The organism is Neoroseomonas terrae, from assembly GCF_018129025.1.
Classification (GTDB): Bacteria; Pseudomonadota; Alphaproteobacteria; order Acetobacterales; family Acetobacteraceae; genus Neoroseomonas; species Neoroseomonas terrae.
Genome location: NZ_JAAEDI010000025.1, coordinates 33,732 through 55,807, shown reverse-complemented (window position 1 = coordinate 55,807; position 22,076 = coordinate 33,732). Strand labels below are relative to the sequence as shown.

The 22,076-nt window shown below is 71.2% G+C and carries 19 protein-coding genes; 16 read left to right on the top strand and 3 right to left on the bottom strand.

What is annotated here, in order from left to right; translation table 11 throughout:
• The first annotated feature begins 13 nt into the window (after positions 1-13).
• Positions 14-904: an L-threonate dehydrogenase gene (gene ltnD / locus GXW78_RS21235; RefSeq protein ID WP_211870898.1), complete on the top strand. Its 891-nt coding sequence runs from the start codon at positions 14-16 to the stop codon at positions 902-904.
• A gap of 6 nt (positions 905-910) precedes the next feature.
• Here ltnD and GXW78_RS21230 read toward each other — a convergent pair whose 3' ends face one another.
• Positions 911-1,237: a cupin domain-containing protein gene (locus tag GXW78_RS21230; RefSeq protein ID WP_338147805.1), complete on the bottom strand. Its 327-nt coding sequence runs from the start codon at positions 1,235-1,237 to the stop codon at positions 911-913.
• The gene (locus GXW78_RS21225; RefSeq protein WP_211870897.1) at positions 1,234-2,580 is read right to left on the bottom strand and encodes an amidase; all 1,347 of its coding nucleotides are present in this window, start codon (positions 2,578-2,580) and stop codon (positions 1,234-1,236) included. The genes GXW78_RS21230 and GXW78_RS21225 overlap by 4 nt, the downstream gene beginning before the upstream one ends.
• Positions 2,581-2,747: 167 nt before the next feature.
• On the opposite strand from GXW78_RS21225, the gene GXW78_RS21220 reads away from it, so the two are divergent.
• Positions 2,748-3,305, top strand: coding sequence for a cysteine dioxygenase family protein (locus GXW78_RS21220; protein ID WP_211870896.1), 558 nt, complete (start codon positions 2,748-2,750; stop codon positions 3,303-3,305).
• A gap of 181 nt (positions 3,306-3,486) precedes the next feature.
• Here the strand turns inward: GXW78_RS21220 and araD are convergent, their stop codons facing one another.
• A complete protein-coding gene (gene araD / locus GXW78_RS21215) occupies positions 3,487-5,214 on the bottom strand; it encodes an L-arabinonate dehydratase (protein ID WP_211870895.1) in 1,728 nt (575 codons plus the stop codon).
• A gap of 66 nt (positions 5,215-5,280) precedes the next feature.
• Here araD and GXW78_RS21210 point away from each other — a divergent pair, with 66 nt between their 5' ends.
• The 14 genes from GXW78_RS21210 to GXW78_RS21145 all read left to right on the top strand — a co-directional run bounded on the left by GXW78_RS21210 (position 5,281) and on the right by GXW78_RS21145 (position 22,017).
• On the top strand, positions 5,281-5,997 hold the full coding sequence (locus GXW78_RS21210; RefSeq protein ID WP_211870894.1) for a GntR family transcriptional regulator: 717 nt from the start codon (positions 5,281-5,283) through the stop codon (positions 5,995-5,997).
• A complete protein-coding gene (locus tag GXW78_RS21205) occupies positions 5,994-6,872 on the top strand; it encodes a dihydrodipicolinate synthase family protein (protein ID WP_211870893.1) in 879 nt (292 codons plus the stop codon). The genes GXW78_RS21210 and GXW78_RS21205 overlap by 4 nt, the downstream gene beginning before the upstream one ends.
• A 442-nt stretch (positions 6,873-7,314) precedes the next feature.
• Positions 7,315-8,145, top strand: coding sequence for an NAD-dependent epimerase/dehydratase family protein (locus GXW78_RS21200; RefSeq protein ID WP_211870892.1), 831 nt, complete (start codon positions 7,315-7,317; stop codon positions 8,143-8,145).
• A 5-nt stretch (positions 8,146-8,150) separates the two neighbouring features.
• On the top strand, positions 8,151-8,990 hold the full coding sequence (locus GXW78_RS21195) for an aldose epimerase family protein (protein ID WP_211870891.1): 840 nt from the start codon (positions 8,151-8,153) through the stop codon (positions 8,988-8,990).
• Between the two features lie 21 nt (positions 8,991-9,011).
• On the top strand, positions 9,012-10,175 hold the full coding sequence (locus GXW78_RS21190; protein ID WP_211870890.1) for an FAD-dependent oxidoreductase: 1,164 nt from the start codon (positions 9,012-9,014) through the stop codon (positions 10,173-10,175).
• Positions 10,172-11,764 (top strand): acyl-CoA dehydrogenase, encoded by a 1,593-nt coding sequence (locus GXW78_RS21185; RefSeq protein ID WP_211870889.1) that lies wholly within the window; start codon positions 10,172-10,174, stop codon positions 11,762-11,764. Before GXW78_RS21190 ends, GXW78_RS21185 begins: the two co-directional genes overlap by 4 nt.
• Positions 11,765-11,846: 82 nt before the next feature.
• Entirely contained in the window at positions 11,847-13,382 is a 1,536-nt protein-coding gene (gene crtI / locus GXW78_RS21180) for a phytoene desaturase family protein (RefSeq protein ID WP_211870888.1), read from the top strand.
• A 17-nt stretch (positions 13,383-13,399) separates the two neighbouring features.
• Entirely contained in the window at positions 13,400-14,974 is a 1,575-nt protein-coding gene (locus tag GXW78_RS21175) for a phytoene desaturase family protein (RefSeq protein ID WP_211870887.1), read from the top strand.
• Positions 14,971-15,768: a lysophospholipid acyltransferase family protein gene (locus GXW78_RS21170; protein WP_211870886.1), complete on the top strand. Its 798-nt coding sequence runs from the start codon at positions 14,971-14,973 to the stop codon at positions 15,766-15,768. Before GXW78_RS21175 ends, GXW78_RS21170 begins: the two co-directional genes overlap by 4 nt.
• Entirely contained in the window at positions 15,765-16,868 is a 1,104-nt protein-coding gene (locus tag GXW78_RS21165) for a glycosyltransferase (RefSeq protein ID WP_211870885.1), read from the top strand. Before GXW78_RS21170 ends, GXW78_RS21165 begins: the two co-directional genes overlap by 4 nt.
• A complete protein-coding gene (locus GXW78_RS21160) occupies positions 16,865-18,496 on the top strand; it encodes a squalene/phytoene synthase family protein (RefSeq protein ID WP_211870884.1) in 1,632 nt (543 codons plus the stop codon). The genes GXW78_RS21165 and GXW78_RS21160 overlap by 4 nt, the downstream gene beginning before the upstream one ends.
• The gene (locus GXW78_RS21155) at positions 18,493-19,710 is read left to right on the top strand and encodes a hydroxysqualene dehydroxylase (protein WP_211870883.1); all 1,218 of its coding nucleotides are present in this window, start codon (positions 18,493-18,495) and stop codon (positions 19,708-19,710) included. The genes GXW78_RS21160 and GXW78_RS21155 overlap by 4 nt, the downstream gene beginning before the upstream one ends.
• A 352-nt stretch (positions 19,711-20,062) precedes the next feature.
• On the top strand, positions 20,063-21,415 hold the full coding sequence (locus GXW78_RS21150; RefSeq protein WP_211870882.1) for an aldehyde dehydrogenase family protein: 1,353 nt from the start codon (positions 20,063-20,065) through the stop codon (positions 21,413-21,415).
• A gap of 44 nt (positions 21,416-21,459) precedes the next feature.
• Complete coding sequence (locus GXW78_RS21145) at positions 21,460-22,017, top strand: GNAT family N-acetyltransferase (protein ID WP_211870881.1); 558 nt, start codon at positions 21,460-21,462, stop codon at positions 22,015-22,017.
• The last annotated feature ends 59 nt before the right edge of the window (positions 22,018-22,076 follow it).

The window sequence follows — 22,076 nt, the reverse complement described above, 5'->3', positions numbered from 1 at the left end:
GGGGGGAATGGGCATGAGGGTCGGCGTCATCGGTCTGGGCAGCATGGGCATGGGCGCGGCGCTGAGCCTGCTGCGGGCCGGCCACGACGTGACCGGCTGTGACATGCGCGAAGCAGCACGGGCCGAGTTCGCCGCCGCCGGCGGTGCCGTCGCCGCCAGCACCGCCGAGCTGCCCCAGGGCCTGGAGGCGCTGGTCGTGCTGGTGGTGAACGCCGCGCAGACCGAAACCGCGCTGTTCGGCGCCGATGGCGCGCTGGACCGCCTCGTCCCGGGCGCGGTGATCGTCAGCTCCGCCACCATGGGGCCGGACGCCGCCCGCGCCCTGGCGGCAAGGGCCGCGGAACGCCAGTTCCTCTACCTCGACGCGCCGGTCTCGGGCGGCGCCGTGAAGGCGCGCGCGGGGGAGATGACGGTGATGGCTTCCGGCTCCGCAGCCGCCTTCGCCGCGGCGGAACCGGTGCTTGGCGCGGTCGCCGCCAAGGTGTGGAACCTCGGCGAGGAACCCGGCATCGGCGCCACGGTGAAGGTGGTGCACCAGCTCCTCGCCGGCGTGCACATCGCGGTGGCGGCCGAGGCGTTGGCGCTCGGCATCCGCGCCGGCGCCGATCCGCGCCAGCTCTATGAGGTGGTGACGAGCGCCGCCGGCAATTCCTGGATGTTCGAGAACCGCATGGCCCGCGTGCTGGACGGGGACGACGCGCCGCGCAGCGCGGTGGACATCTTCGTGAAGGATCTCGGCCTGGTGGCCGACATGGCGCGCGGGCTTGATTTCCCGGTACCGCTCGCAAGCCAGGCGCAGCAGCTCTTCACCGCAGCGCGCGCGATCGGCCAGGGTGGCAAGGACGACGGCTTCGTCATCCGCGTCTGGCAGGCGATGACCGGGATCAAGCTGCCGGGCGACTGAACGGCATCAGGGCAGGTGGACGGCCAGCCAGATCGTCTCCGCGCCCGGATCGGTCCAGGCGACGCGGTGGCGGCAGCCGGCCGGCAGATGCGCCCAATCGCCCGGGCCCAGCGCCTGTTCCGTCCCATCGGCGAAGGCGAGCCGCCCCGCGCCGGCGACGAGCAGCACGAATTCCGGCCAAGGCTGCTCGTACCACGCCCCGTCGCGCACAGCGCGGGAGGCGATGCGTTCCACCCGCGCACCGCCGGCATGCAGCAGTTCCGTGAACGTCTCGGCCCCCGGCGCCTGGGGCGCCGGGCCGTCGCGCAGGTTGCCGAAGCGCGGCACCGTCACGCCGCGAGCGCGGCCTCCACCGCCGTCGCCACCTGGAACAGCCGGGCATCGCCCATATGCTCGCCGGTCAGCATCAGCCCGACCGGCGCCTCGCCTTCCGCGTGGCAGGGGATGCTGATCGAGCAGCGGTCGAGGAAGTTGCCGACGGCCGTGTTGCGCAACAGCAGCATGTTGATGCGGTTGTATTCCGGCTCCGCCTCCACCTCGGCCAGGCGCGGGGGCACGATCGGGCAGGTCGGGCCGATCACCGCATCGAAGCAGGCCGTGCGAGGGGCGATGGCAGCGATGATGCGAGCACGGGCCTCGACCAGTTCCACGTAGTCTGCCGCCGACATCCGTTCTCCACGGCGGATGCGCTTCAGGATGCGCGGGTCGTAGGCCTCGGCCTTCTCGGCGATCAGGCTGTGGTGCCAAGCCCAGGCTTCGCTCGCGGCGAAGCCCCCTGCCCCGTTGACGGCGGCGATCTGCTCGAGCTCGGGCAGGTCGAATTCGATCACCTGCGCCCCGGCGGCCGATAGGCGCGTGAGGGTCCGCCCGAACACCGCGGCGACGGTGCCGTCCATGCTGTCAGTCAGGAAGGTGCCGCGCGGCAGGCCCAGCCGAAGCCCTTTCATCGGCAGCGCCCGCGGCGGCACCGCGTCCTCGGCGCCGGCCATGATCGCGTCCACCACCGCGCAGTCGCCGACGCTGCGCGCCAGCGGCCCGGCGGAATCGAGCGAGGTCGCAAGCGGCAGGATGCCCCTGATCGGCACGCGCTTCGCCGTCGGCTTCCACCCCACCACGCCGCACAGCGCGGCCGGGATGCGGCAGGAACCGCCGGTATCGGTGCCAAGCGCGGCGAAGCCCATGCCATCGGCCACCGCGACACCGGCGCCAGAGGACGATCCGCCCGGCAGCCGACCGGCCCCGCGATCCCACGGACTTTTCGGCGTGCCGTAATGCGGGTTCACGCCGAGGCCCGAAAACGCGAACTCCACCATGTTGGTCCGGCCGAGGATGACGAAACCCGCGCGGATCAGCCGCTGCACCGTGGGCGCCGTGGCCTTCGCCGCAGGTGCTCCCTTCAGCGCGACGGAGCCTGAGCGCGTCGTCATGCCTGCCTCGTCGTACAGGTCCTTGATGCTGATCGGGATGCCGGCATAGGCCGACGGCGCACGCCCCGCCGCGCGCAGCGCATCCATCGCTGCCGCCGAGGCACGCGCGCTGTCGGCATGGACCGTGATGAAGGTCCGCGCGCCCTCGCCTTCCGGCGCCGCGATCCGCGCGAGCGCGGCATCCGTGAGCGCCGCGGCGGTTGTGCGGCCGGCCGCGAGCGCGGCAGCGGCCTCGGCGATGGTCTTCATGCGGGCGCGGCTCCTTGTTCAGCGCCGCATTGTTCCGCTGCTCCCGGAGATCGACAAGGGCATGGGTGAGCGCGAGAATTTGGCGTGCAGTCAGGCTTGCAGAGGTACATATTCTCGCGCAGGCTCCACGCAGGGATTGCAGTATCCCGCCACCTGGGAGGCTCCCGATGTTCGACCTCGACCGCTTCATCGCCGATTGCCGCGGCGCGATCGCGCAGGACAGCAGCCACAAATCGGTGCGGGAGATCGTCGCCCGCGCGGTGTCCGACCACGCGGGCGTGACGCGCGCCCTCGGCGAGCCGACGCGCGCCGGGCTGACGCCGATCTACCGGTCGGAGAACCTGACCATCCTGAACCTGGTCTGGGGCCCGATGATGACGCTGCAGCCGCACGACCATCACATGTGGGCCTGCATCGGCATCTATGGCGGCCGCGAGGACAACATCTTCTGGCGCCGCATCGCAGAGGGCAGCGGCCACCGCATCGAGGCGGCCGGCGCCAAGGCCATCGGCACCGGCGATTGCACGGTGCTCGGCAAGGACATCATCCATTCGGTGACGAACCCGATCCCGCGCCTGACCGGTGCGCTGCACGTCTATGGCGGTGATTTCTTCGCCGCTCATCGCAGCGAGTGGGACCCGGAGACGCTGGAGGAAGGCCCCTATGATTCGGCCAAGGTGATCCAGCGCTTCGAGGCGGCGAACGAGATGCTGGCGCGACACTGACGCCGATCGCGGCCGGTTATTCAGCCCTTTTCCAGCACCCGGACGGCAAGCGTGGCCCGTCCGGTCTGCTTGCCATCACGCCGGGAACGGCAGTCGGTCCGAGCGTGATCGCGCTCTGCGCGCGCTCTGCGCTGCCGGCCCGATGCTCGGCACCGGGGCCGGCAGCGCCGCCTGCGGCTGATCAATAGATGTCCGGTTCCGGCGTCGGCATCGTGCCTTCCAGGAACCGCATGTCGCAGCCCTCGTCAGCCTGGGTCACGCTGTCGAGGTACAGCGATGTCCACCCGCGCGTGTAGCGCCGCGGCGGTGGCGTCCAGGCGGCGCGGCGCTTCTCCATCTCCGCCTCGTCCACCAGCAGGTCGAGCCGCCGGTTCGCGACATCCAGCCGAATCAGGTCGCCATCCTTCACGAAGGCCAACGGCCCGCCGACATGGCTTTCCGGTGCGACATGCAGCACGCAGGTGCCATAGGAGGTGCCGGACATGCGCGCATCGGACAGTCGCACCATGTCGCGCACGCCCTGCTTCAGCAGCTTCTGCGGCAGCGGCAGCATGCCCCATTCGGGCATGCCGGGCCCGCCCTGCGGCCCGGCCTGCTTCAGCACCAGGATCGAATCCGCGGTGACGTCGAGATCGGGGTCGTCCAGCCGCTTCTTGAGGTCGGCGTAATCCTCGAACACGACGGCGGGGCCGGTGTGCTGCAACAGCCGCGGCTCCGCGGCGCTGGTCTTGATGACCGCGCCGTTCGGCGCCAGCGAACCCTTCAGCACCGCGAGCCCGCCTTCCGCCTGCAACGGCTTGTCGAGCGGCAGGATGACGCTGTCGTCGAACACCTCGGCGCTGGCGATGTTCTCGCCGATCGTCCTACCGGTGACGGTGCGTGCAGAGAGATCGAGATATTCCGCGATGCGCTTCATGAAGGCGCGCGCGCCGCCCGCGTAGAAGAAATCCTCCATCAGCTTGTCGCCGGCATTTGGGCGGAGATTCGCGATCAGCGGCACGCGTGCCGACAGCCGGTCGAAGCGTTCGAGGTCCAGCATCACCCCCGCCCGCCGCGCCATCGCGATCAGATGCGGGATGGCGTTGGTCGATCCGCCGAAGGCCATTGTCGTCGTCACGGCATTGTCCACGCTGGCCTCGGTGATGATGGCCTGCGGCGTCAGATCCTCCCAAACCATCTCGACGATGCGCTTGCCGGCATCGGTCGCCATGCGCGGATGCGCCGAATCGCTCGCCGGGATCGAGGATGCGCCGGGCAGCGTGAAGCCGAGCGCTTCCACCGCCAGCATCATCGTCGCGGCAGTGCCCGCGGTCATGCAGGTGCCGAAGGACCGGGCGATGCCGCCTTCCATGTCCTTCCACTGTTCCTGGGTGATGTTCCCCGCGCGCAGCTCCGCGTGGTACTTCCACACGTCGGAACCGGAGCCCAGCGTCTTGCCCCGCCAATTGCCGCGCAGCATCGGGCCAGCAGGCACGAAGATGCTCGGCAGGCCGCTGCTGATCGCCCCCATCATCAGCCCCGGCGGCGTCTTGTCGCAGCCACCCAGCAGCACGAGACCGTCGCAGGGATGTGACCGCGCGAGTTCCTCCGTCTCCATCGCCAGCATGTTGCGGTACAGCATGGAGGTCGGCTTCTGGTACTGCTCGGTCACCGGATGCGCGGGCAGTTCCACCGGGAAGCCGCCGGCCTGCCACACGCCGCGCTTCACTTCCTCGGCGCGCGTGCGGAAGTGGAAATGGCAGGGGCTCATTTCCGACCAGGTGTTGATGATGCCGATCACCGGCTTGCCGCGGAAATCATCCTCGCCATAGCCCGCTTGCAACATGCGGGAGCGATGGCCGAAGGCGCGAAGGTCGTCCACGCCGAACCAGCGATGGCTGCGCAGATCCTCGGGGCGCTTGCGGGTCATTGGATGGTTCCTCCTGGCGACGGCTCGGCTTCCGCGGGAAGCTGCCAACTGCTATGGCAGTTGTCCATGGCCGCTGCGAAGACAGCCCGTGGGAGGATCGCGCCGCTGCCCGAGGAGGATAGCCTCTCCCTCGGTGAGCGCGCCTACCGGCAGCTCCGCGACGCCATCGTCGAGGGCCTTCTCCCCGCCGGGCGCAAGATCTCCGAGCGCAGCCTCGCCATCGACCTCGGCATTTCCGCCCAGCCGGTGCGGGAAGCGCTGCGCCGCCTCGAACAGGATGGCATGGTCATCACGCTGCCCCGCCGCGGCACGATGGTTGCCGAGGTCAGCCCCGTCCGGCTCGCCGAACTCGGCCGCATCCGTGCGGCGCTGGAAGGCGTCGCAACAGCGCTGGCGGCGGAGCGGATGGATGACGCCGCATTGGCCGTCCTTGCCGCCATCCTGAAGCGGATGCAGGCCGGTACCGAGGCGCATGACGTCGATGCGCTGGCGGAGGCGAATGCCGAATTCCACGCGCTGATCCACCAGGCGACCGGCAACCCCTTCCTCATTCGCTCGCTCGGCTCGCTGCAGGCGTACGACCACCTCGGCCGCCGCCGCGCCGTGGGCAGCACGCCCCGCGACTTCCCGAAGGCGCTCGCCGAGCACCGGGGCATCGTCGCCGCCCTGAAGAAGCGCGATCCTGCGCTGGCCGAGGCGCGCATGCGCCAGCACATCCTGCGCTCGCTCGTCACCAACGGCGTGCTGCCGCCACAATCGCCACGAAAGGGCCACGCCCCATGAGTCTCGGCCAGGCCCTGACGGGCATCTCCGGCATCCTCGTCACGCCCTTCGACAGCCACGACGCCATCGCGCCGGCGCGCCTCGAACCGATCGTCGCGCGCTGCGCCGCCGCCGGGGTCGACGCGCTGACGGTCAACGGCAACACCTCGGAGTTCTACGGCCTGACCTTCGCCGAAGCCGAACGCATGCAGGCCGAGGTCCCGGCCATCGTCGCCGGCCGCGCCACGGTAGTCGCCGGCATCGGCCGCAGCGTGAACGAGGCGGTGCGCCTCGCCGCACGCGCCAAGGCCGATGGCGCGGATGCAGTCATGATCCACCAGCCACCGGATCCTTTCGTCAGCCCGCGCGGCATTGCCGACTATATCCGCCGCGTCGGCGACGCCGCCGGCCTGCCGATCGTGCTCTACCTCCGCAACGCCGCGATCGGCGATGCCGCCATCACCGCCATGACAACGATCCCGGGCGTCGTCGCGGTGAAATGGGCGAGCACCGACCTGATGACCCTGGCCCGCGCCATCCGCGCCGCGCCGCAGGTGCAGTTCGTCTGCGGCCTTGCCGAGCCCTGGGCACCGCCGATGACGGCCCTCGGCGCGCAGGGGTTCACCTCGGGGCTGATCAACGTCGCGCCGGAACGCTCCGTCGCCATCCTCGCTGCGTTGCGCGCGGCGGACTTCACCCGCGCCAACGCCCTGATCGCCGAGATCGGCGCTTTCGAAGCCCTGCGCGCGGAGGAACAGAACGGCGCGAACGTGTCCGTGGTGAAAGCGGCACTGGCGCTATCCGGCAACGACGTCGGCGCGGCGCGCCCGCCGGCAGCCTGGCCGATTGCGGCGGAGTCACTCGCGCGCCTGCGGACGCTGTTGGCGTCGTGGTGATGATGGGCGACCGGAGAGGGGCTTTGCCCCTCTCCGGACCTCACCCCACCAAAGGCCGGAAGGCCTTTGGAAACCTCGACCTGGCGCCGGGCAAGGCTGACACTTCAGTACGACGCCGGTTGTGCCCTGCCCGATGCTGGGATCGTTCCGGGCCTTGGGCATGCGTAGCGCGTCCGACATCGCCGGAACGTGCAGGGCCTCAGGGGTCGCACCGGCTCCATCGCCCATACGGTCTCGGCAATGCCGGTTTGCGAGAGCCGTCAACGGTTTCCAAAGGCCTTTCGGCCTTTGGCGGGGAGGGTCCGGGAGGGGCGGAGCCCCTCTCGGTCTCGTCCGCCGCCAGACCAAAGCGCCCGACCCGCGAACCGACGTTCCCGACACCCCCCACCATTCCTGGGGTAGCTGACCTGCACCCTCCCTCCCACTGGAGCCACCCACTCGCATGAAACCCGTCCTGCTGACCGGCGCCTCCGGCAATCTAGGCCGCCACCTCGCGAAGACCCTGGCCGAGAAGGGCTGGACCCTGCGGCTTACCGACATCGCGCCCTTCCCTGATCCGCTGCCCGCCGGCGCCACCTTCGTAAAGGCCGACATCAACGACGGCGTCGCGCTGCTGCGCCAGGCGGAAGGCTGCGGCGCCATCCTGCACTTCGGCGGCGTCTCGGTGGAGAAGCCCTTCGAGGAAGTCTTCGGTCCGAACCTCCGCGGCCCCTACCACGTCTATGAGGCCGCGCGGCGCGAAGGGGCGCGCGTCGTCTTCGCGAGTTCCAACCATTCGATCGGCTTCCACGAGCGCCCGACCGGCAACCAGGCGAAGCTCGACTACGACTGCGACTTCCGCCCGGACGGCTACTACGGCCTGTCCAAGGCCTATTGCGAGCTGATGGGCCGGATGTACTGGGACAAGCACGGGGTCGAGAACGTCAATCTCCGCATCGGCTCCTGCTTCCCGAAGCCGATCGATCGCCGGATGCTCTCCACCTGGCTGTCCTATGCCGACCTGACGCGACTGGTCGAACGCTGCGTCGTCGCGGAACGCACCGGCCATGCGGTGATCTGGGCGTGTTCCGACAACCCCGCCTCCTACTGGGGCAAGGACCATCGCGACCGCATCGGCTGGGCGCCGCAGGATTCCGCCGAGCCCTATCGCGGCGAGGTCGAGCACATCACCGCCGACCCGGTCACCGAGCGCTACCAGGGCGGCGGCTTCACAGCGATGGAGTATTCGCGGCAGAAGCCCTCCCCGCGCGACGCCTTCAGCCTGGAAGATTGAGACCGATGCTGCGGTTGCATGCCGGCGACTGGATGGCCGACCTCGCACCGGAGGATGGCGGCGGCATGACGCTGCTGCGCTTCGCCGGCCGCGACATCCTGGTGCCGGCGCCGGCGGGCAGCCGCCTCGGCGGCCCTTTCGGCGCCTTCTGGATGATCCCCTGGGCAAACCGGCTGGATGCCGGCCGGCTCGGGGACCACCGCCTGCCGGTGAACCGCGCCTCGGACAACACCGCCATCCACGGGCTGTCACGCGACCGGGCGTGGCAGGTCGAGGCTGCCGCGCCGGATCGCGCCGTGCTGACCCAGGCGGTCGATGCCACGCCCTATGTCTACGCCGCGCGGCTCGACGTCGCGCTCGGGCCGAACGGTCTGTCACTGGCCCTCGCCGTAACCAATACGGGCAGCGCGCCGATGCCCGTCGGCTTCGGCTGGCATCCCTGGTTCGTGCGCACCGTAGGCACGCGCCTCGCCTTTCGCGCGACGCATCGCTGCACGCATGACGCGCGCGGCCTGCCCATCGCCATCGAGCCCACCGAAGGGTTGGATGGCGGGGACGACGCCTTCCTGGGCCTCGACACCCATTTCGCGGGCTGGGACGGCACGGCACGCCTCGCCTGGCCGGGGCTGGCGGTGACCATGGCGGCGACTGGTGCCCTGGCGACCAACCTCCAGATCTATGCCCCGCCCGACAAGGCGGTGCTCTGCGTCGAACCGTCCTCTCACATGACCGACGTCGCGAACCGGGCGGATCTCGCGCCGTTCGGCCCGATGCGGGTGCTGGCCCCGGGCGAGACGCTGACCGGCACCATCACGCTGACCGCCGAGAGTTCACACCTGCCCTAAGGCGCGGCATAGGATGGGGGGATGGGAACGCCACGCACCGCCCTCATCCTCGGCGCCGGGATCATGGGCCTGTCCGCCGCCTGGGCGCTGTCCCGCCAGGGCGTCGCGGTCCGCATCGTCGAGCAGGACCCGGTCCCCAACCCCCGCGGCGCCTCGGTCGACCACCACCGGCTGATCCGCCACGCCTATGGTGCGCAGGCGGGCTACATGCGGATGGTCGATCCGGCCTATGCGGCCTGGGACATCGTGTGGCGCGATCTCGGAGAGGTATTGCACATCCCGACGGGGGTGCTTGCCGTCTCCGGCTCCGCGCGGGGCTGGCTCGGCGAAAGCCGCGCCGCGCTCGCCGCGGATGGCCTGCGCTTCGACGACCTGACGGCGCAGCAGGTCGCCGCCCACTTCCCGATCTTCACCGAGGCGGGCATCGGCGCCGCCTTCCACATGGATGCCGGCGGCGTGCTGCTGGCCGAGCGCATCGTCGCCGGGCTGGCCCGTGCCTGCGCGGCCCGCGGCGTGGTGATCGAACGTGCCCGCGCCACGGATGTGGACCCGGCCCGCGCGACGCTGCGCCTCGACGACGGCAGCGAGCGTAGCGCAGACCTGTTGATCGTCGCCGCCGGCCCCTGGGCGCCGCGTCTGCTGCCGGCAGCGCTCGCGCCACGCGTGGTCGCCTCCCGCCAAATCCTCGTCCTGCTCGACCCGCCGGCGCAGCATCGGGAGGCCTGGACACGTGCGCCGATGCTGCTCGACCTCGCCGAGGATGGCGGCTTCTACGCCGTGCCGCCGGTCGCCGGCACGCCGCTCAAGATCGGCGACCACCGTTTCTCCCGCAGCGGCGACGCCGAAGCCGACAGCCGCGACGCAACTCCCGCGGAGGCTGAGGAGATCCTCGCCTTCGCACGCCCGCGCCTGCGCGACATGGCGGGCTACCGGATCGTCGGCGCCCGCGCCTGCTACTACGACGTCGAGGATGGCGAGCGCTTCGTCGTCGAACCGCTCTCGTCGCGCTGCCTCGTCATGTCCGGCTTCACCGGCCATGGCTTCAAGTTCGGCCCGGTGCTCGGCCTTGCCGTGGCGGCGGCCGTCACTGACGCTGCCCTGCTGCCCGCGCTGTCCTCCTGGGCCGCCGGACAGGCGCCGCCCGCACCCGGCCTGCTCGCGGCCCTGCAAGGTGTCCCCGCATGACCTCGACCGCCGCCACCGACCTGATCTTCGGCCTGACCCGCGTGGTGGGCCTGCCGGCGCTGCCCGGCGCGGCGCTCGGCCCCGACGACATCGCCCAGATCGTCACGGAAGCCGACCGCTTCTGCACCGAGGTCCTGCTGCCTGACGCGCTCGCCGCCGACCGCGCCGGCGCCACCTATGCCAATGGCGTGGTGAAGACGCCGCCGACCTATCCGCCCGCCTACGCGAAATGGGTGGAAGGCGGCTGGCAATCGCTCTCGGCGCCGGAAGCGCATGGCGGCCAGGGCCTGCCCGCGGCGCTCTGGACCGCGATGGTCGAGCTCGGCATGGCCGCCGACACCTCCTTCATGCTCGGCCCGCTGCTGACGGCCGGCGCGATCGAATGCCTGGTGCATTACGCGACGCCCGACCAGGCCGTGCGGTGGCTGCCGAAGATGGTCAGCGGCGAGTGGACCGGCGCGATGTGCCTGACCGAGCCGAACGCCGGCAGCGACCTCGGCGTGCTGCGCACCCGCGCGGAACCGCTTCCCAATGGCAGGTATGCGCTGCACGGCCAGAAGATCTTCATCACCTGGGGCGAGCACGACTGCACCGACAACATCGTCTACCTCGTCCTCGCGCGCCTGCCGGATGCGCCGCCGGGCTCGCGCGGCATCAGCCTGTTCGTCGCGACGAAGCTGAAGGATGACGGCAGCCGCAACGACCTCCGCTGCGGCGGCATCGAGCACAAGCTCGGCATCCACGGCTCCCCCACCTGCGTCATGCTGTTCGAGGGCGCGGAGGCCGAGCTGGTCGGCGAACCGCATCGCGGCCTGAATGCGATGTTCGCGATGATGAACAATGCCCGCCTCGGCGTCGGCACCCAGGGCGTCGCGCATGGCGCCGCCGCGCTGCGCCTCGCGGAGGCCTACGCGGCAGAGCGCGTGCAGAGCGGCCGCATCATCGCCGAGCACCCCGACGTCGCGCGCATGCTGACGGAGATGCGCGCCATCACTCTCGCGGGCCGTCTGCTGGCGCTGGAGACGGCAATCTGCGTGGATCGGGGCGACGCCGCCCAGGCGCGGCTTGCCCTGCTGACGCCGATCACCAAGGCCTGGTGCACCGATCGCGGCGTCGAGACGGCCTCCACCGGCGTACAGGTCCATGGCGGCATGGGCTTCATCGAGGAAACGGGTGCCGCGCGCATCCTGCGCGATGCGCGAATCGCGCCGATCTACGAAGGCACCAACGGCATCCAGGCGATCGACCTGCTGGTGCGCAAACTTGCGAAGGATGGCGGCGCGGAGATGCGTGCCCTGCTCTCGGAGGTGAGGCGCAGCGCCGATGCGCGCCTGCACGCTGCAGCCGACCGGCTGGCGACCGCGACGGCGCTGGTGCTCGACGCCCAGGGCCGTGATGCGGATGCCGCGCAATCCGTGGCCGTCGCCTATCTCGACGCCGCGGGCTGGCTGCTCGGCGGCTGGATGCTCGCGCGCGCGGCAGCCGAGGATGAGGCCGCCTATGGCGCACTCTCGGAATTCTACCTCCGCCGCCTGCTGCCGCGCTGCGCCGGGCGCGTCGCGGAAATCGAAGGAGCCCTCGCCGCCTGACGCCGAATGCCGGGGCAACGTTCCGCGCGCCCCCGCGTTCACCCACATCGACGCCGCGCACCACCCACGCCAACGAAGCCGGATGAACGCCCCTTTCATTGTCCGCACCCGCCCGCACATCGCGGTCATCGGCGCCGGCCCGGGTGGGCTGGCCGCAGCCATGCTGCTTGCCGCGCGCGGGTTGCGTGTCACGATCTTCGAGCGTGACAGCGTCGTCGGCGGCCGCACGCGCACGCTGCAAGCCGAAGGCGGCTATCGCTTCGATCTCGGCCCGACCTTCTTCCTCTACCCGCGCGTGCTGCGCGAGATCTTCGCGAGCTGCGGCGCCGATCTGGATGACGAGGTCGAGCTGATCCGGCTCGACCCGCTCTACCGCCTCATCTTCGCCGGAACCGATCCGCTGACGATCGACGCCACGCCCGATCTCGACCGCATGGAAGCCGAGATCGCGAAGATCAACCCTGCCGATGCGCAGGGGCTGCGGCGCTTCATGGCCGACAACCGTGCCAAGCTCGCCGCCTTCCGCCCGGTGCTGGAACGGCCCTTCGACGGGCTCGCCGATTACCTCTCACCGGCAATGGCCAAGGGGCTCCGCCACCTGCGGCCCTGGGCCTCGGTGAATGACGACTTGGCGCGGCATTTCTGCGACCCGCGCACCCGCCTCGCCTTCACCTTCCAGGCGAAGTACCTCGGCATGTCGCCGTTCCGCTGCCCGAGCCTGTTCTCGATCCTGTCCTTCCTGGAATACGAGCATGGCATCTTCCACCCGCGCGGCGGCTGCGGCGCGGTCTCCGCGGCGATGGCGCGCGTAGCCGAACGGCTGGGTGTGGAAATCCGCCTGAACGCCGCCGTCGAGCGCATCGTCTTCGAGGGCAACCGCGCCGCCGGCGTCGACGTCGCCGGCACGCGCCACGCCATCGATGCGGTGGTGGTGAACGCCGACTTTGCCCATGCCATCCCGGGCCTGATCCCACCCGTGCAGCGGCCGCAATGGCCGGACGGGAAGATCGCCGCGGCGCGCTACTCCTGTTCCACCTTCATGCTGTACCTCGGCATCGAAGGCGCACTGCCGGGCCTTGCCCACCACACCATCCTTCTCGCCGAGGATTACCGTCGCAACCTCGCCCAGATCGAAGCCGGCGAGATTCCCGACGACCCGTCGATCTACGTCCAGGCCGCGACGCAAACGGACCCGTCGCTCGCACCTGACGGTCATTCCGCGCTGTATATACTGGTGCCGGTCCCGAACCTGCGCAACGGTCTGGACTGGGCCGCGACGACGCAGCATTGCCGCCGCCTCGCGCTGGACCGCCTCAAGGCAATCGGCCTGCACGACATCGAGCCACGCATCCGCAGCGAACGCATCGTGACGCCGCAAGGCTGGCGCGACGACTTCGCCGTGGGCTATGGGGCAACCTTCAATCTGGCGCACGACATGCGCCAGATGCTGCATCTGCGCCCGCGCAACCGCTTCGGCCGCGGGCGCGGCGTCTATCTGGTCGGCGGCGGCACGCATCCCGGCAGCGGCCTACCGGTGATCTATGAAGGCGCGCGCATCAGCACGCGGCTGCTGATGGAAGACCTCGGCGTGGCGGCTGCGGCCACGCCAGGCGATTGAAGGGAAGGGGCTGCGTCATGGGTGCGAATGTCGTCATCATCGGCGGAGGGCTGGGCGGCCTCGCCGCCGCCGTGGTGGCACAGGCGCGCGGCCACCAGGTGACGCTGCTGGAACGCAACGCCTGGCTCGGCGGCAAGGCGGCCGTCCTGCACCTGGACAACCCCGACGGACCGGGCCGCTTCCGCTTCGACATGGGGCCGACCATCCTGACCGTGCCGCGCGTCCTGCGCCGCATCTGCGCCGAAGCCCGGCGCGATCAGGCCGAAGCGATCCCGCTGATCCGCCTCGATCCGCAATGGCGCTGCTTCTTCGACGACAACACCCGCATCGACCTGATGGCGGATGTCGATACCATGGCGCGGGCGATGGACGCCTTCGCGCCCGGCAATGGCGCCGGCTATCGCAGCTTCCAGCAGGCGTCGCGCCATCTGCACGAGGTCAGCGAGAAGTTCTTCTTCTGGAAGCCGGTCGAGGGCATCGGGGACACGCTGAACTTCACCGACAATTTCAAGCCCGAGGTGCTGCGGGACGTGCTCGCGCTGCGCATGGGTCGTACGGTCGCCAAGGTCATCCGCGGCCATGTGCCCGATGCACGTCTCGCGCAGATGCTCGACCACTACACGCAGTATGTCGGCTCGAGCCCCTACCTCGCCCCCGCCGTGCTGTGCAGCATCGGCGACATGCAGGCGTCGGAGGGCATCTGGTATCCGGTCGGCGGCACGCGCGCCGTTGCCGAAGGTCTGGCGGCGCTGGCCCGCGATCTCGGCGCCGATCTGCTCACCGACAGCGAGGTGACCGCGATCGAGATCGACCGCGGCGCAGTGCGCAGCGTCACCGCGAATGGCGAGCGCATTCCCTGCGATGCGCTGATCTCCAACATGGATGCGGTGCGCACCTATACCGAGCTGGTGCGTGGCGAGCCCGCGCGCCGCATCGCGAAGAAGGGTTACGAGCCCGCCTGCTCGGGCGTCGTGCTCTATCTTGGTCTCAACCGGCGCTACGACCACCTCGCCCATCACGACTTCGTCTTCTCCCGCAATGCGGAGGAAGAGTTCGACGCCATCTATCGCCGCGGCGTCCCCGCCCCCGACCCGACCGCCTATCTCTGCGCCCCCTCGGTCAGCGACCCGAGCGTCGCGCCGGAAGGCGGCGAGGCGCTCTACGTCCTGGTCCACACGCCGCATCTGCGCCCGGGCCAGGACTGGTCGGCGATGTTCGCGCCCTATCGCCAGGTGATCCTCGACAAGCTGAAGCGTACGGCGGGGCTCGAGGACATCGAGGACCGCATCGTCGTCGAGCGCGCCCTGACGCCGCAGGACATCCACGACCGGTACAAGGTGCTGGACGGGGCGATCTACGGGCTTGCCTCGCACGGTGCGTGGCTCGGTGCCTTCAAGCCGTCGAACCGCTCGAAGACCGTGAAGGGCCTGTATCTCTGCGGTGGCGCTTCGCATCCCGGCCCTGGCATGCCGATGGTCATGATGTCCGGCTGGATCGCCGCCGACGCGCTGGACCGCGACCATGGCGGGCGTGGCATGTCGGCCGCCGCCGACCGCGCGGGCCAGCGGGACGCGCTGCGCGCCGCCGAATGACCCCGCCGCGCGACCCGGTGGCGCTGCGCTCGGCGCGGCACATCGCCTTCTTCGATGTCGCCTTCACGCGCTTCTTCCGCCGCCACATGCGTGCGCTGCGTATTCCGGCCTGGGGCATGCCCGCCATCCCGCCCGGCGCGCCGGCAGTGGTGTTCGCGAACCATCCTTCCTGGTGGGACGGCATGGCGGTGATGCTGATCGGCCGGCGCCTGCTGGGGGACCGGCAGGTCTTCACGCCGATGGATGCCGCGGCGCTGGAGAAATACGCCTTCATGCGCCGCATCGGCGTGTTCGGTATCGAGCCGGGCACTCCCCGCGGAGCAGCCGCCTTCCTGCAGACGGCGCGGCGCGTGCTGGGCGAGCCGTCACATCTGCTCTGGATCAACGCTCCTGGCCGCTTCGCCGACCCCCGCGAGCGCCCCGTTCCCATCGCCCCTGGCCTAGCGCGGCTGCCGGAACTGGCGCAGACCGCGCATTTCGTGCCGCTGGCCCTCGACTATCCGTTCTGGTCCGAGCGCAAGCCGGAGATGCTGGCCGCCTTCGGTCAGCCCGTGCCAGCGGCGTCGTTGCTTGCACTCGACCGCGACGCGCGGATCGCGTCGTTCGCGACTGCCCTTGCCGACACCTGCGACCGTCTGACGCAGGACGCCATCACCCGCGACCCCTCACGCTTCGAGACGATCCTTCAAGGGCGCGAGGGCATGGGCGGCGTGTACCAGCTTTGGCGCCGCGCCGGCGCGATGCTGCGCGGCCAACGCTTCGACCCGCGCCATACGCCGGATGGCCCGACATGATCGCGGACGCCGCCTGGATCGCGCTGGGCCTCGCCGCGCTGCCCGCAGCGATCGGGCTCGTCAATCTGCTGCTGCTTCGCGCGCCGCGCGGCGGTGGCTCGCCGGACACCGTCGTCTCGATCCTCGTGCCTGCACGCGACGAGGCTGCCTCCATCGCGACTTGCGTCGAAGCGGCGCTCGCGCAGCAAGGCGTCGCGATCGAGGTCATTGTCATGGACGACGCCTCGACCGACGGCACGCCCGCCATCGTAACCGCGATCGCGACGCGCGACGACCGGCTGCGGCTCCTGACCGCACCAGCCCTGCCCCTCGGCTGGTCCGGCAAGATGCACGCCTGCGCCCGCCTCGCCGAAGCCGCGCGCGGCACGCATCTGCTGTTCATCGACGCCGACGTCACGCTCGCGCAGGGCACCGCCGCCGCGCTGTCGGGCCACGCACAGGCACATCGCCTCGGCCTTGTCAGCGGCGTACCGCGGCAGCGCATCGGCACACTGGGCGAGGGCCTGACGGTCCCCATCATCAGCCTGCTGATGGTCGGCTACCTGCCCGGCGGCGGCCGCGCCTTCACACGCTTCCGGAGCCTCGCCGCGGGCTGCGGCCAGATGATGCTGGTGGAACGCCGCGCCTACGATGCCGCCGGCGGCCATGCCGCGATCCGGGCGACGCTGCATGACGGCCTGATGCTGCCGCGCCGCTTCCGTGCCACCGGGCACCGCACGGAACTCGTCGCCGGCGCCGGCCTTGCCACCTGCCGCATGTATCGCGGCATCGCCGAAGCCTGGCGCGGCTTCCTCAAGAACGCACGGGAAGGCATGGCGACGCCGTTCGGCTTGCCGGTCTGGACGATGCTGCTGGCGGGCGGCCACCTGTGGCCCTTCCTGCTGCTGCCGGATGCGCGGGCGATCGCGGCGTTGGCGTTGATCTTCGGCCTGCGTCTCGCGGTCACGCTGCGCGCGCGCGAACCTCTCTGGACCGTGCCGCTGCATCCGTTCGCGGTCGTCGTCGCGCTGGGCATCCAATGGACGGCGCTGGTGCGCGCCCTGCTCGGCCGCCATGAGGGCTGGAAGGGCCGCGCCTATGCGGCACCCGAGGCACCATGACGCTCGCGGCCGGCCCGCCCACCCGTGACGCGGGCAGCGAGAACTTTCCTGTCGCCTCGCGGCTGATCGCGCCGGCGCTGCGGCCGAAGGTGCTGGCCTTCTACAGCTTCGTGCGTACCGCCGACGACATCGCCGACAGCGCGACGCTGACGCCGGCCGAGAAGCTGGCACGCCTCGATTCGCTGGAATGCGCGCTCGATGATCCGGCAACGACCGACCCCGTCACGCGCCCGCTGCATGACAACGCCGTCGGCACGGGGGAGGCGCGATGCATGCTCGCCGCCTTCCGCCAGGATGCGACGCAGCGGCGCTACCCGGACTGGGCCGCGCTGGAAGCCTATTGCAACGTTTCGGCAAACCCCGTGGGGCGGCTGCTGCTGCGCCTGCATGGCGAGACATCGCCCGACGCCGAGGCGGCGGCAGACGCCCTCAGCACCGCGCTGCAGGTACTGAACCATCTGCAGGACCTGGTGCCGGACCGCGACGCGCTGGACCGCATCTACCTGCCGGAATCATGGATGGCGCTGGCAGGCGGCGAAGCCGCCTTCTTCGACCCCGCCAACCTCGTGCGACGCCGTGCCGTGCTCGATACGGCGCTGGACCGCGTGGCCGAACGCCTCGACGCCGCAGCGGCATTGCCGCGCCTCCTCGCCTCCCGCCGCCTCGCCATGGAAGCCGGGGTCACGCTCGCCATGGCGCGCCGCCTGCTCGCCAGGCTGCGCGGGGCTGATCCGATCGCCGGACGCATCGCGCTCACCAAGGCCGATGCGCTGACCGCGCTCGTGTCGCTCCGCACCCCATCGGACGCCGCGCTGGTCCGCGCGCACGTTACCGCGTCACGTTCCTCCTTCAGCCGCGGGATGGCGGCGCTGCGCGGCGACCGTCGCCGCGCGCTCTGGGCCGTCTATGCCTTCTGCCGGGCCGTGGACGACATCGCCGACGGCGCCATGCCCGTCGCGGAGAAGCGGCGCCTCCTCGCCCGCTGGCGAGACAAGCTGCGGCGCCCCGACTGTGCCGTTTCCCGCGAACTCGCGCGCGCGCGCGACCGCTACGAGCTGCCGGTCGTGGAGTGCGAGGCGATGATCGACGGCATGGAGACCGATGCCGCGCCCGCCGTCCGTATGGCCGATGCCGACGCTCTCGATCTCTATTGCCGCCGCGTGGCGGGCAGCGTCGGCGCCATGGCCGTGCGCATCTTCGGCGCGCCGGACGCGACCGCCTTCGGCCTCGCCCTCGGCCGCACGCTGCAACTGGTGAACATCCTGCGCGACATCGACGAGGACGCCACGCGCGAGCGAGTGTACCTGCCGCTCGATATGCTTGCCGCTCACGGCGTCGAGGACGCAGCGGCTGCGCGCCTCCTCGCCGCCCCGGGTACATCCCTCGTCGCCCATGCCATCGCCGCGCAGGCAGAGGCCGGGTTCGTGGAGGCCGACATGGCCCTGCGGGGCCTCGACACCACCGCGCTGCTGCCGGCCCGCATCATGATGTGGGGATATCGGCGCCTGCTCGCGCGGCTGCTGGCCCGCGGCTTCGCGCCACCGCGCACCCGCATGCGCCTCAGCCGCGGCGACAAGGCGCGCATGGCGGCCTTCGCGCTGCGCCTTGCACCGGTCAGCGCGCGATGACCGTCCATGTCGTCGGCGCAGGCGTCGCCGGGCTGGTCGCGGCGCTGGGGCTCGCGGAGGCCGGCCGCGCCGTGACGCTGCACGAAGCCACGTCCGTCGCCGGCGGCCGCTGCCGCGCCCTGCCCGACGGCACCGACAACGGCACCCACGCGCTGATGGGCGCGAACCACGCCGCGCTGCGCTTCCTCGACGCTATCGGCGCTCGCGACCGCTGGGTGGAACCGGAGCCCGAAGGCTTGCCGCTGTTCGACCTCGCCGACGGTTCGGCGCGTCGCGTCGCCGCTTCGCCGCTCGCGTGGCGTGACCCGTCGAAACGCCCGCCCGGCCTGACGATCGGCGGGGTGGTCACCCTGCTTCGCATCGCCTCCGGCATCACCGACCAACCCGTCGCCGAGGCCCTCGCGAAGCATCCGGCGCTGCTGCGCAGCTTCATCGGGCCTCTCACCGTCGCCGCACTCAACACCCCGCTTGCCGAAGCCTCCTCCGCCCGCCTCGGCCAGGTGCTCCGACGCATCCGCGGAACCGGGGCCGCGCGGCTTCTGGTGGCGCGGGACGGGCTGGGACCGGACCTCGTCGCCCCCGCGCTGACCGCGCTAGAGCGCGCCGGCGCCACGATCCGCTTCGGCGCCCGCCTGCGGGCGATGACAATGGCCGAGAGTCGCGTCATCGCGCTGCACCTCGGCGAGGACACGCTGCCGATGGGCCAGGACGACGCGGTCATCCTCGCGCTGCCTCCCTGGGAAACCGCGCGCCTGATCCCCGGTCTGCGCGTGCCCGACCGCCATGCCCCGATCCTGAACCTGCACTTCGCCCATCCCGGCGCCGACCGCGTCCGCTTCCTCGGGGTGCTCGGCGGCCTCGTCCAATGGGTGCTGGTTCGCCCCGCCGGCATCAGCGTGACCGTCAGCGCCGCCGACGCGGAAGCCGACGAACCCGTCGACGCGCTTGCCCCTCAAGCCTGGCGGGAGATCATCGCCACCGCCCGCGCCTTCGCCCTGCCAGGTGACTGGCCCGACGCGCCGCCCCCCTGCCGCGGCGTGAAGGAACGCCGCGCCACACCCCGCCACGGCGTCGGCATACCGCCCGTCGCACCTCGCCAGCCGATGCGGAACCTCGCGCTGGCTGGCGACTGGACCTGGCCCGGCCTGCCGGCAACCATCGAAGCCGCGGCACTGTCAGGCGAGGCGGCAGCGGGAACGGTGCTCAGGACATGACGGCGTTGGTCGAGCATCACGGGGCGCTGCCGGCCGAGGCGGGTCTCGGAGAGGGGCTTTGCCCCTCTCCGAACCTCACCCCACCAAGGGCCGAAGGGCCTTTGGAAACCTCGATTTGGTGCTGGGCAGACGCTTTGCCTGCGGCAGACGGGACCGCATCGGGCACCGCGCATCGGATTCGATCCTGGGCGCCGGGCCCACCGTTCGTCCCCCGTCGGAACTGTCGCGCCCGACACCAAATCGAGGTTTCCAAAGGCCCTTCGGCCTTTGGCGGGGAGGGTCCGGGAGGGGCGGCGCCCCTCCCGGTTCCGCCCCGGTCCGCCCCTCACGCCGCAACGGCGGCGCGCCGCTCATGACCCCCGCCGCCGCCCTCGCCGCCCTGCGCGCGGCCGAAGCCCGGGATGGCGCGCCGGACCTCACTCGCCGCCGGGCCCTGCTGGCACGCCTGGCTGACGAGATGAAGCGCCGCGCCGAGGACATCGCCGCCGCAGCTGATGCCGACTTCGGCGGCCGCTCCCGCACCGAGACGATTCTCGCCGATGCCATCCTCGTCGCTGATGCGGCGCTCCATGCACGGCGCCGTCTGCGAGGCTGGGCACGCCCGCGCCGCGCGGGGGTCCCGATCCACTTCCAGCCCGCGCGGGCGTGGATAGAACCCGTGCCGAAGGGGATCGTCGGCATCATGGGACCGTGGAACTACCCCTTCCAGCTCACGCTGGTGCCGGCGGTCGATGCCATCGCCGCGGGCAACCGGGTGGTTCTGAAGCCGTCGGAACACGCGCCGCGCTGTGCCTCTCTGATCGCCGAGATCGTGGATGCGGCGCTCGGCCCCGAGATGGCGCGCTGCGTCACCGGAGATGCGACGGTCGCGGAGGCCTTCGCCGCGCAGCCCTGGGACCATCTGGTCTTCACCGGCGGCACGGCCACCGGGCGGGCCGTGGCTCGGGCGGCGGCGGAGAACCTCGTGCCGGTCACCCTGGAACTCGGCGGCAAGTGCCCGGCCGTGGTGCTGCCCGGCACCGACCTCACAACGGCGGCACGAGCGATCATGGTGGCCAAGGCGCTGAACGGCGGCCAGACCTGCGTCGCCCCCGACACCGTCCTGCTGGTTGGCCACGACCGCGCCGCCTTCGAGACAGCATGCCGCGCCACCGGCGTCGCCATGCCGGAGACGGCTATCGTCAGCGATCGCCAGGCCGGGCGTCTCGACCGCCTCGCCGCCGGCGCCGCGTTGACGCCTCTCGCCCCCGATGGGCCTGGCCGCCGCCGCGCCATCGCCCTGGCCGAAGCAGCGGACGACCATCCGCTGATGTGGGAGGAGGTCTTCGGCCCCATCCTGCCCGTCCGCGCTTGCTCCGACCTGCCCGAGGCGATTCGCTGGATCGCCGCGCGGCCGGCGCCGCTCGCCGTGTACCTGTTCGGCGGGACCGCGGCACAGGAAGCCGCCATCGCGGGCGCCACGCGCTCCGGCGCCGTCGTCAGGGACCGCTGCGTGGAACATGCCGGCATGCCGGGCCTGCCGTTCGGCGGCATCGGCGCTTCCGGCCATGGCCGCACGCATGGGGAGGAAGGCTTCCGGGCCCTGTCGAACCTCCGGGCGCGGGTTCGGCATGGGCGGTTCTCGCTCGCGCGTCTTCTCGACCCGCCGCGTTCCGCGATGGCGGAACGCATCCTCAGGATGCTGATGCGGCGGCATCGAAAGTAGGGCATACTGCCGTAATGGTTGTGCAAACGCAGAATCTTCCGCCTGTGGATACCCTGCGACTGCGGCTGCGTCCCGCGGAAGCCGACGATGCCGAAGCGCTGGCCGGCCTGATGAGCGAGGCGGTCAGCCGCCGCCTCGCCTCCTGGCCCGTGCCGTATACGCCGGTCATGGCGCTCGACCGCATCGCCGGCGTGCGCATGGCGGCAGCCGAGCGACGGTCGCTGCCGCTGGTCGTCGAGCGGCGGTCGGACGGCCAGGTGATGGGCTGGATCAGCATCTCACGCGCGCCGGGCGACCCGACCACGGCGCTGATCACCTATTGGCTCGGCGAGCATTATCAGGGCCTCGGCTACATGCGTGAGGCGATGCCCGCAGCGGTGCGCGAAGCCTTCACGCTGATGGACGTGGCGCGGCTGCGCGCCGCCGTCCAGGCGGACAACGCACCGTCACTCGCGGTGATCCGGCGGCTCGGCCTGGCGCCGATGGGCGAGGGCCGCATCTGGTGCCCCGCGCGCGGCCGGGACGAACCCTGCCTGTGGTTCGAAGTGCCGCGCGAGGAGGTACGGCTGGAACAGCCGACGCACGCTGCTGCGGCATCCTGACGCGGCGCTACCGCCGAAGCGTTTCATGGTGTTCGCCAGTCCCGCGCGCGCAGTCGTTC

Bases quoted from the DNA above. Each gene is read 5' to 3' on its own strand.
- GXW78_RS21185 (WP_211870889.1), top strand. From the start codon at position 10,172: ATGACCTCGACCGCCGCCACCGACCTGATCTTCGGCCTGACCCGCGTG.
- GXW78_RS21165 (WP_211870885.1), top strand. From the start codon at position 15,765: ATGATCGCGGACGCCGCCTGGATCGCGCTGGGCCTCGCCGCGCTGCCC.
- GXW78_RS21205 (WP_211870893.1), top strand. From the start codon at position 5,994: ATGAGTCTCGGCCAGGCCCTGACGGGCATCTCCGGCATCCTCGTCACG.
- GXW78_RS21220 (WP_211870896.1), top strand. From the start codon at position 2,748: ATGTTCGACCTCGACCGCTTCATCGCCGATTGCCGCGGCGCGATCGCG.
- GXW78_RS21200 (WP_211870892.1), top strand. From the start codon at position 7,315: ATGAAACCCGTCCTGCTGACCGGCGCCTCCGGCAATCTAGGCCGCCAC.
- GXW78_RS21170 (WP_211870886.1), top strand. From the start codon at position 14,971: ATGACCCCGCCGCGCGACCCGGTGGCGCTGCGCTCGGCGCGGCACATC.
- GXW78_RS21190 (WP_211870890.1), top strand. From the start codon at position 9,012: ATGGGAACGCCACGCACCGCCCTCATCCTCGGCGCCGGGATCATGGGC.
- GXW78_RS21195 (WP_211870891.1), top strand. From the start codon at position 8,151: ATGCTGCGGTTGCATGCCGGCGACTGGATGGCCGACCTCGCACCGGAG.
- GXW78_RS21210 (WP_211870894.1), top strand. From the start codon at position 5,281: ATGGCCGCTGCGAAGACAGCCCGTGGGAGGATCGCGCCGCTGCCCGAG.
- ltnD (WP_211870898.1), top strand. From the start codon at position 14: ATGAGGGTCGGCGTCATCGGTCTGGGCAGCATGGGCATGGGCGCGGCG.
- araD (WP_211870895.1), bottom strand. From the start codon at position 5,214: ATGACCCGCAAGCGCCCCGAGGATCTGCGCAGCCATCGCTGGTTCGGC.
- crtI (WP_211870888.1), top strand. From the start codon at position 11,847: ATGAACGCCCCTTTCATTGTCCGCACCCGCCCGCACATCGCGGTCATC.
- GXW78_RS21225 (WP_211870897.1), bottom strand. From the start codon at position 2,580: ATGAAGACCATCGCCGAGGCCGCTGCCGCGCTCGCGGCCGGCCGCACA.
- GXW78_RS21150 (WP_211870882.1), top strand. From the start codon at position 20,063: ATGACCCCCGCCGCCGCCCTCGCCGCCCTGCGCGCGGCCGAAGCCCGG.
- GXW78_RS21160 (WP_211870884.1), top strand. From the start codon at position 16,865: ATGACGCTCGCGGCCGGCCCGCCCACCCGTGACGCGGGCAGCGAGAAC.
- GXW78_RS21175 (WP_211870887.1), top strand. From the start codon at position 13,400: ATGGGTGCGAATGTCGTCATCATCGGCGGAGGGCTGGGCGGCCTCGCC.
- GXW78_RS21155 (WP_211870883.1), top strand. From the start codon at position 18,493: ATGACCGTCCATGTCGTCGGCGCAGGCGTCGCCGGGCTGGTCGCGGCG.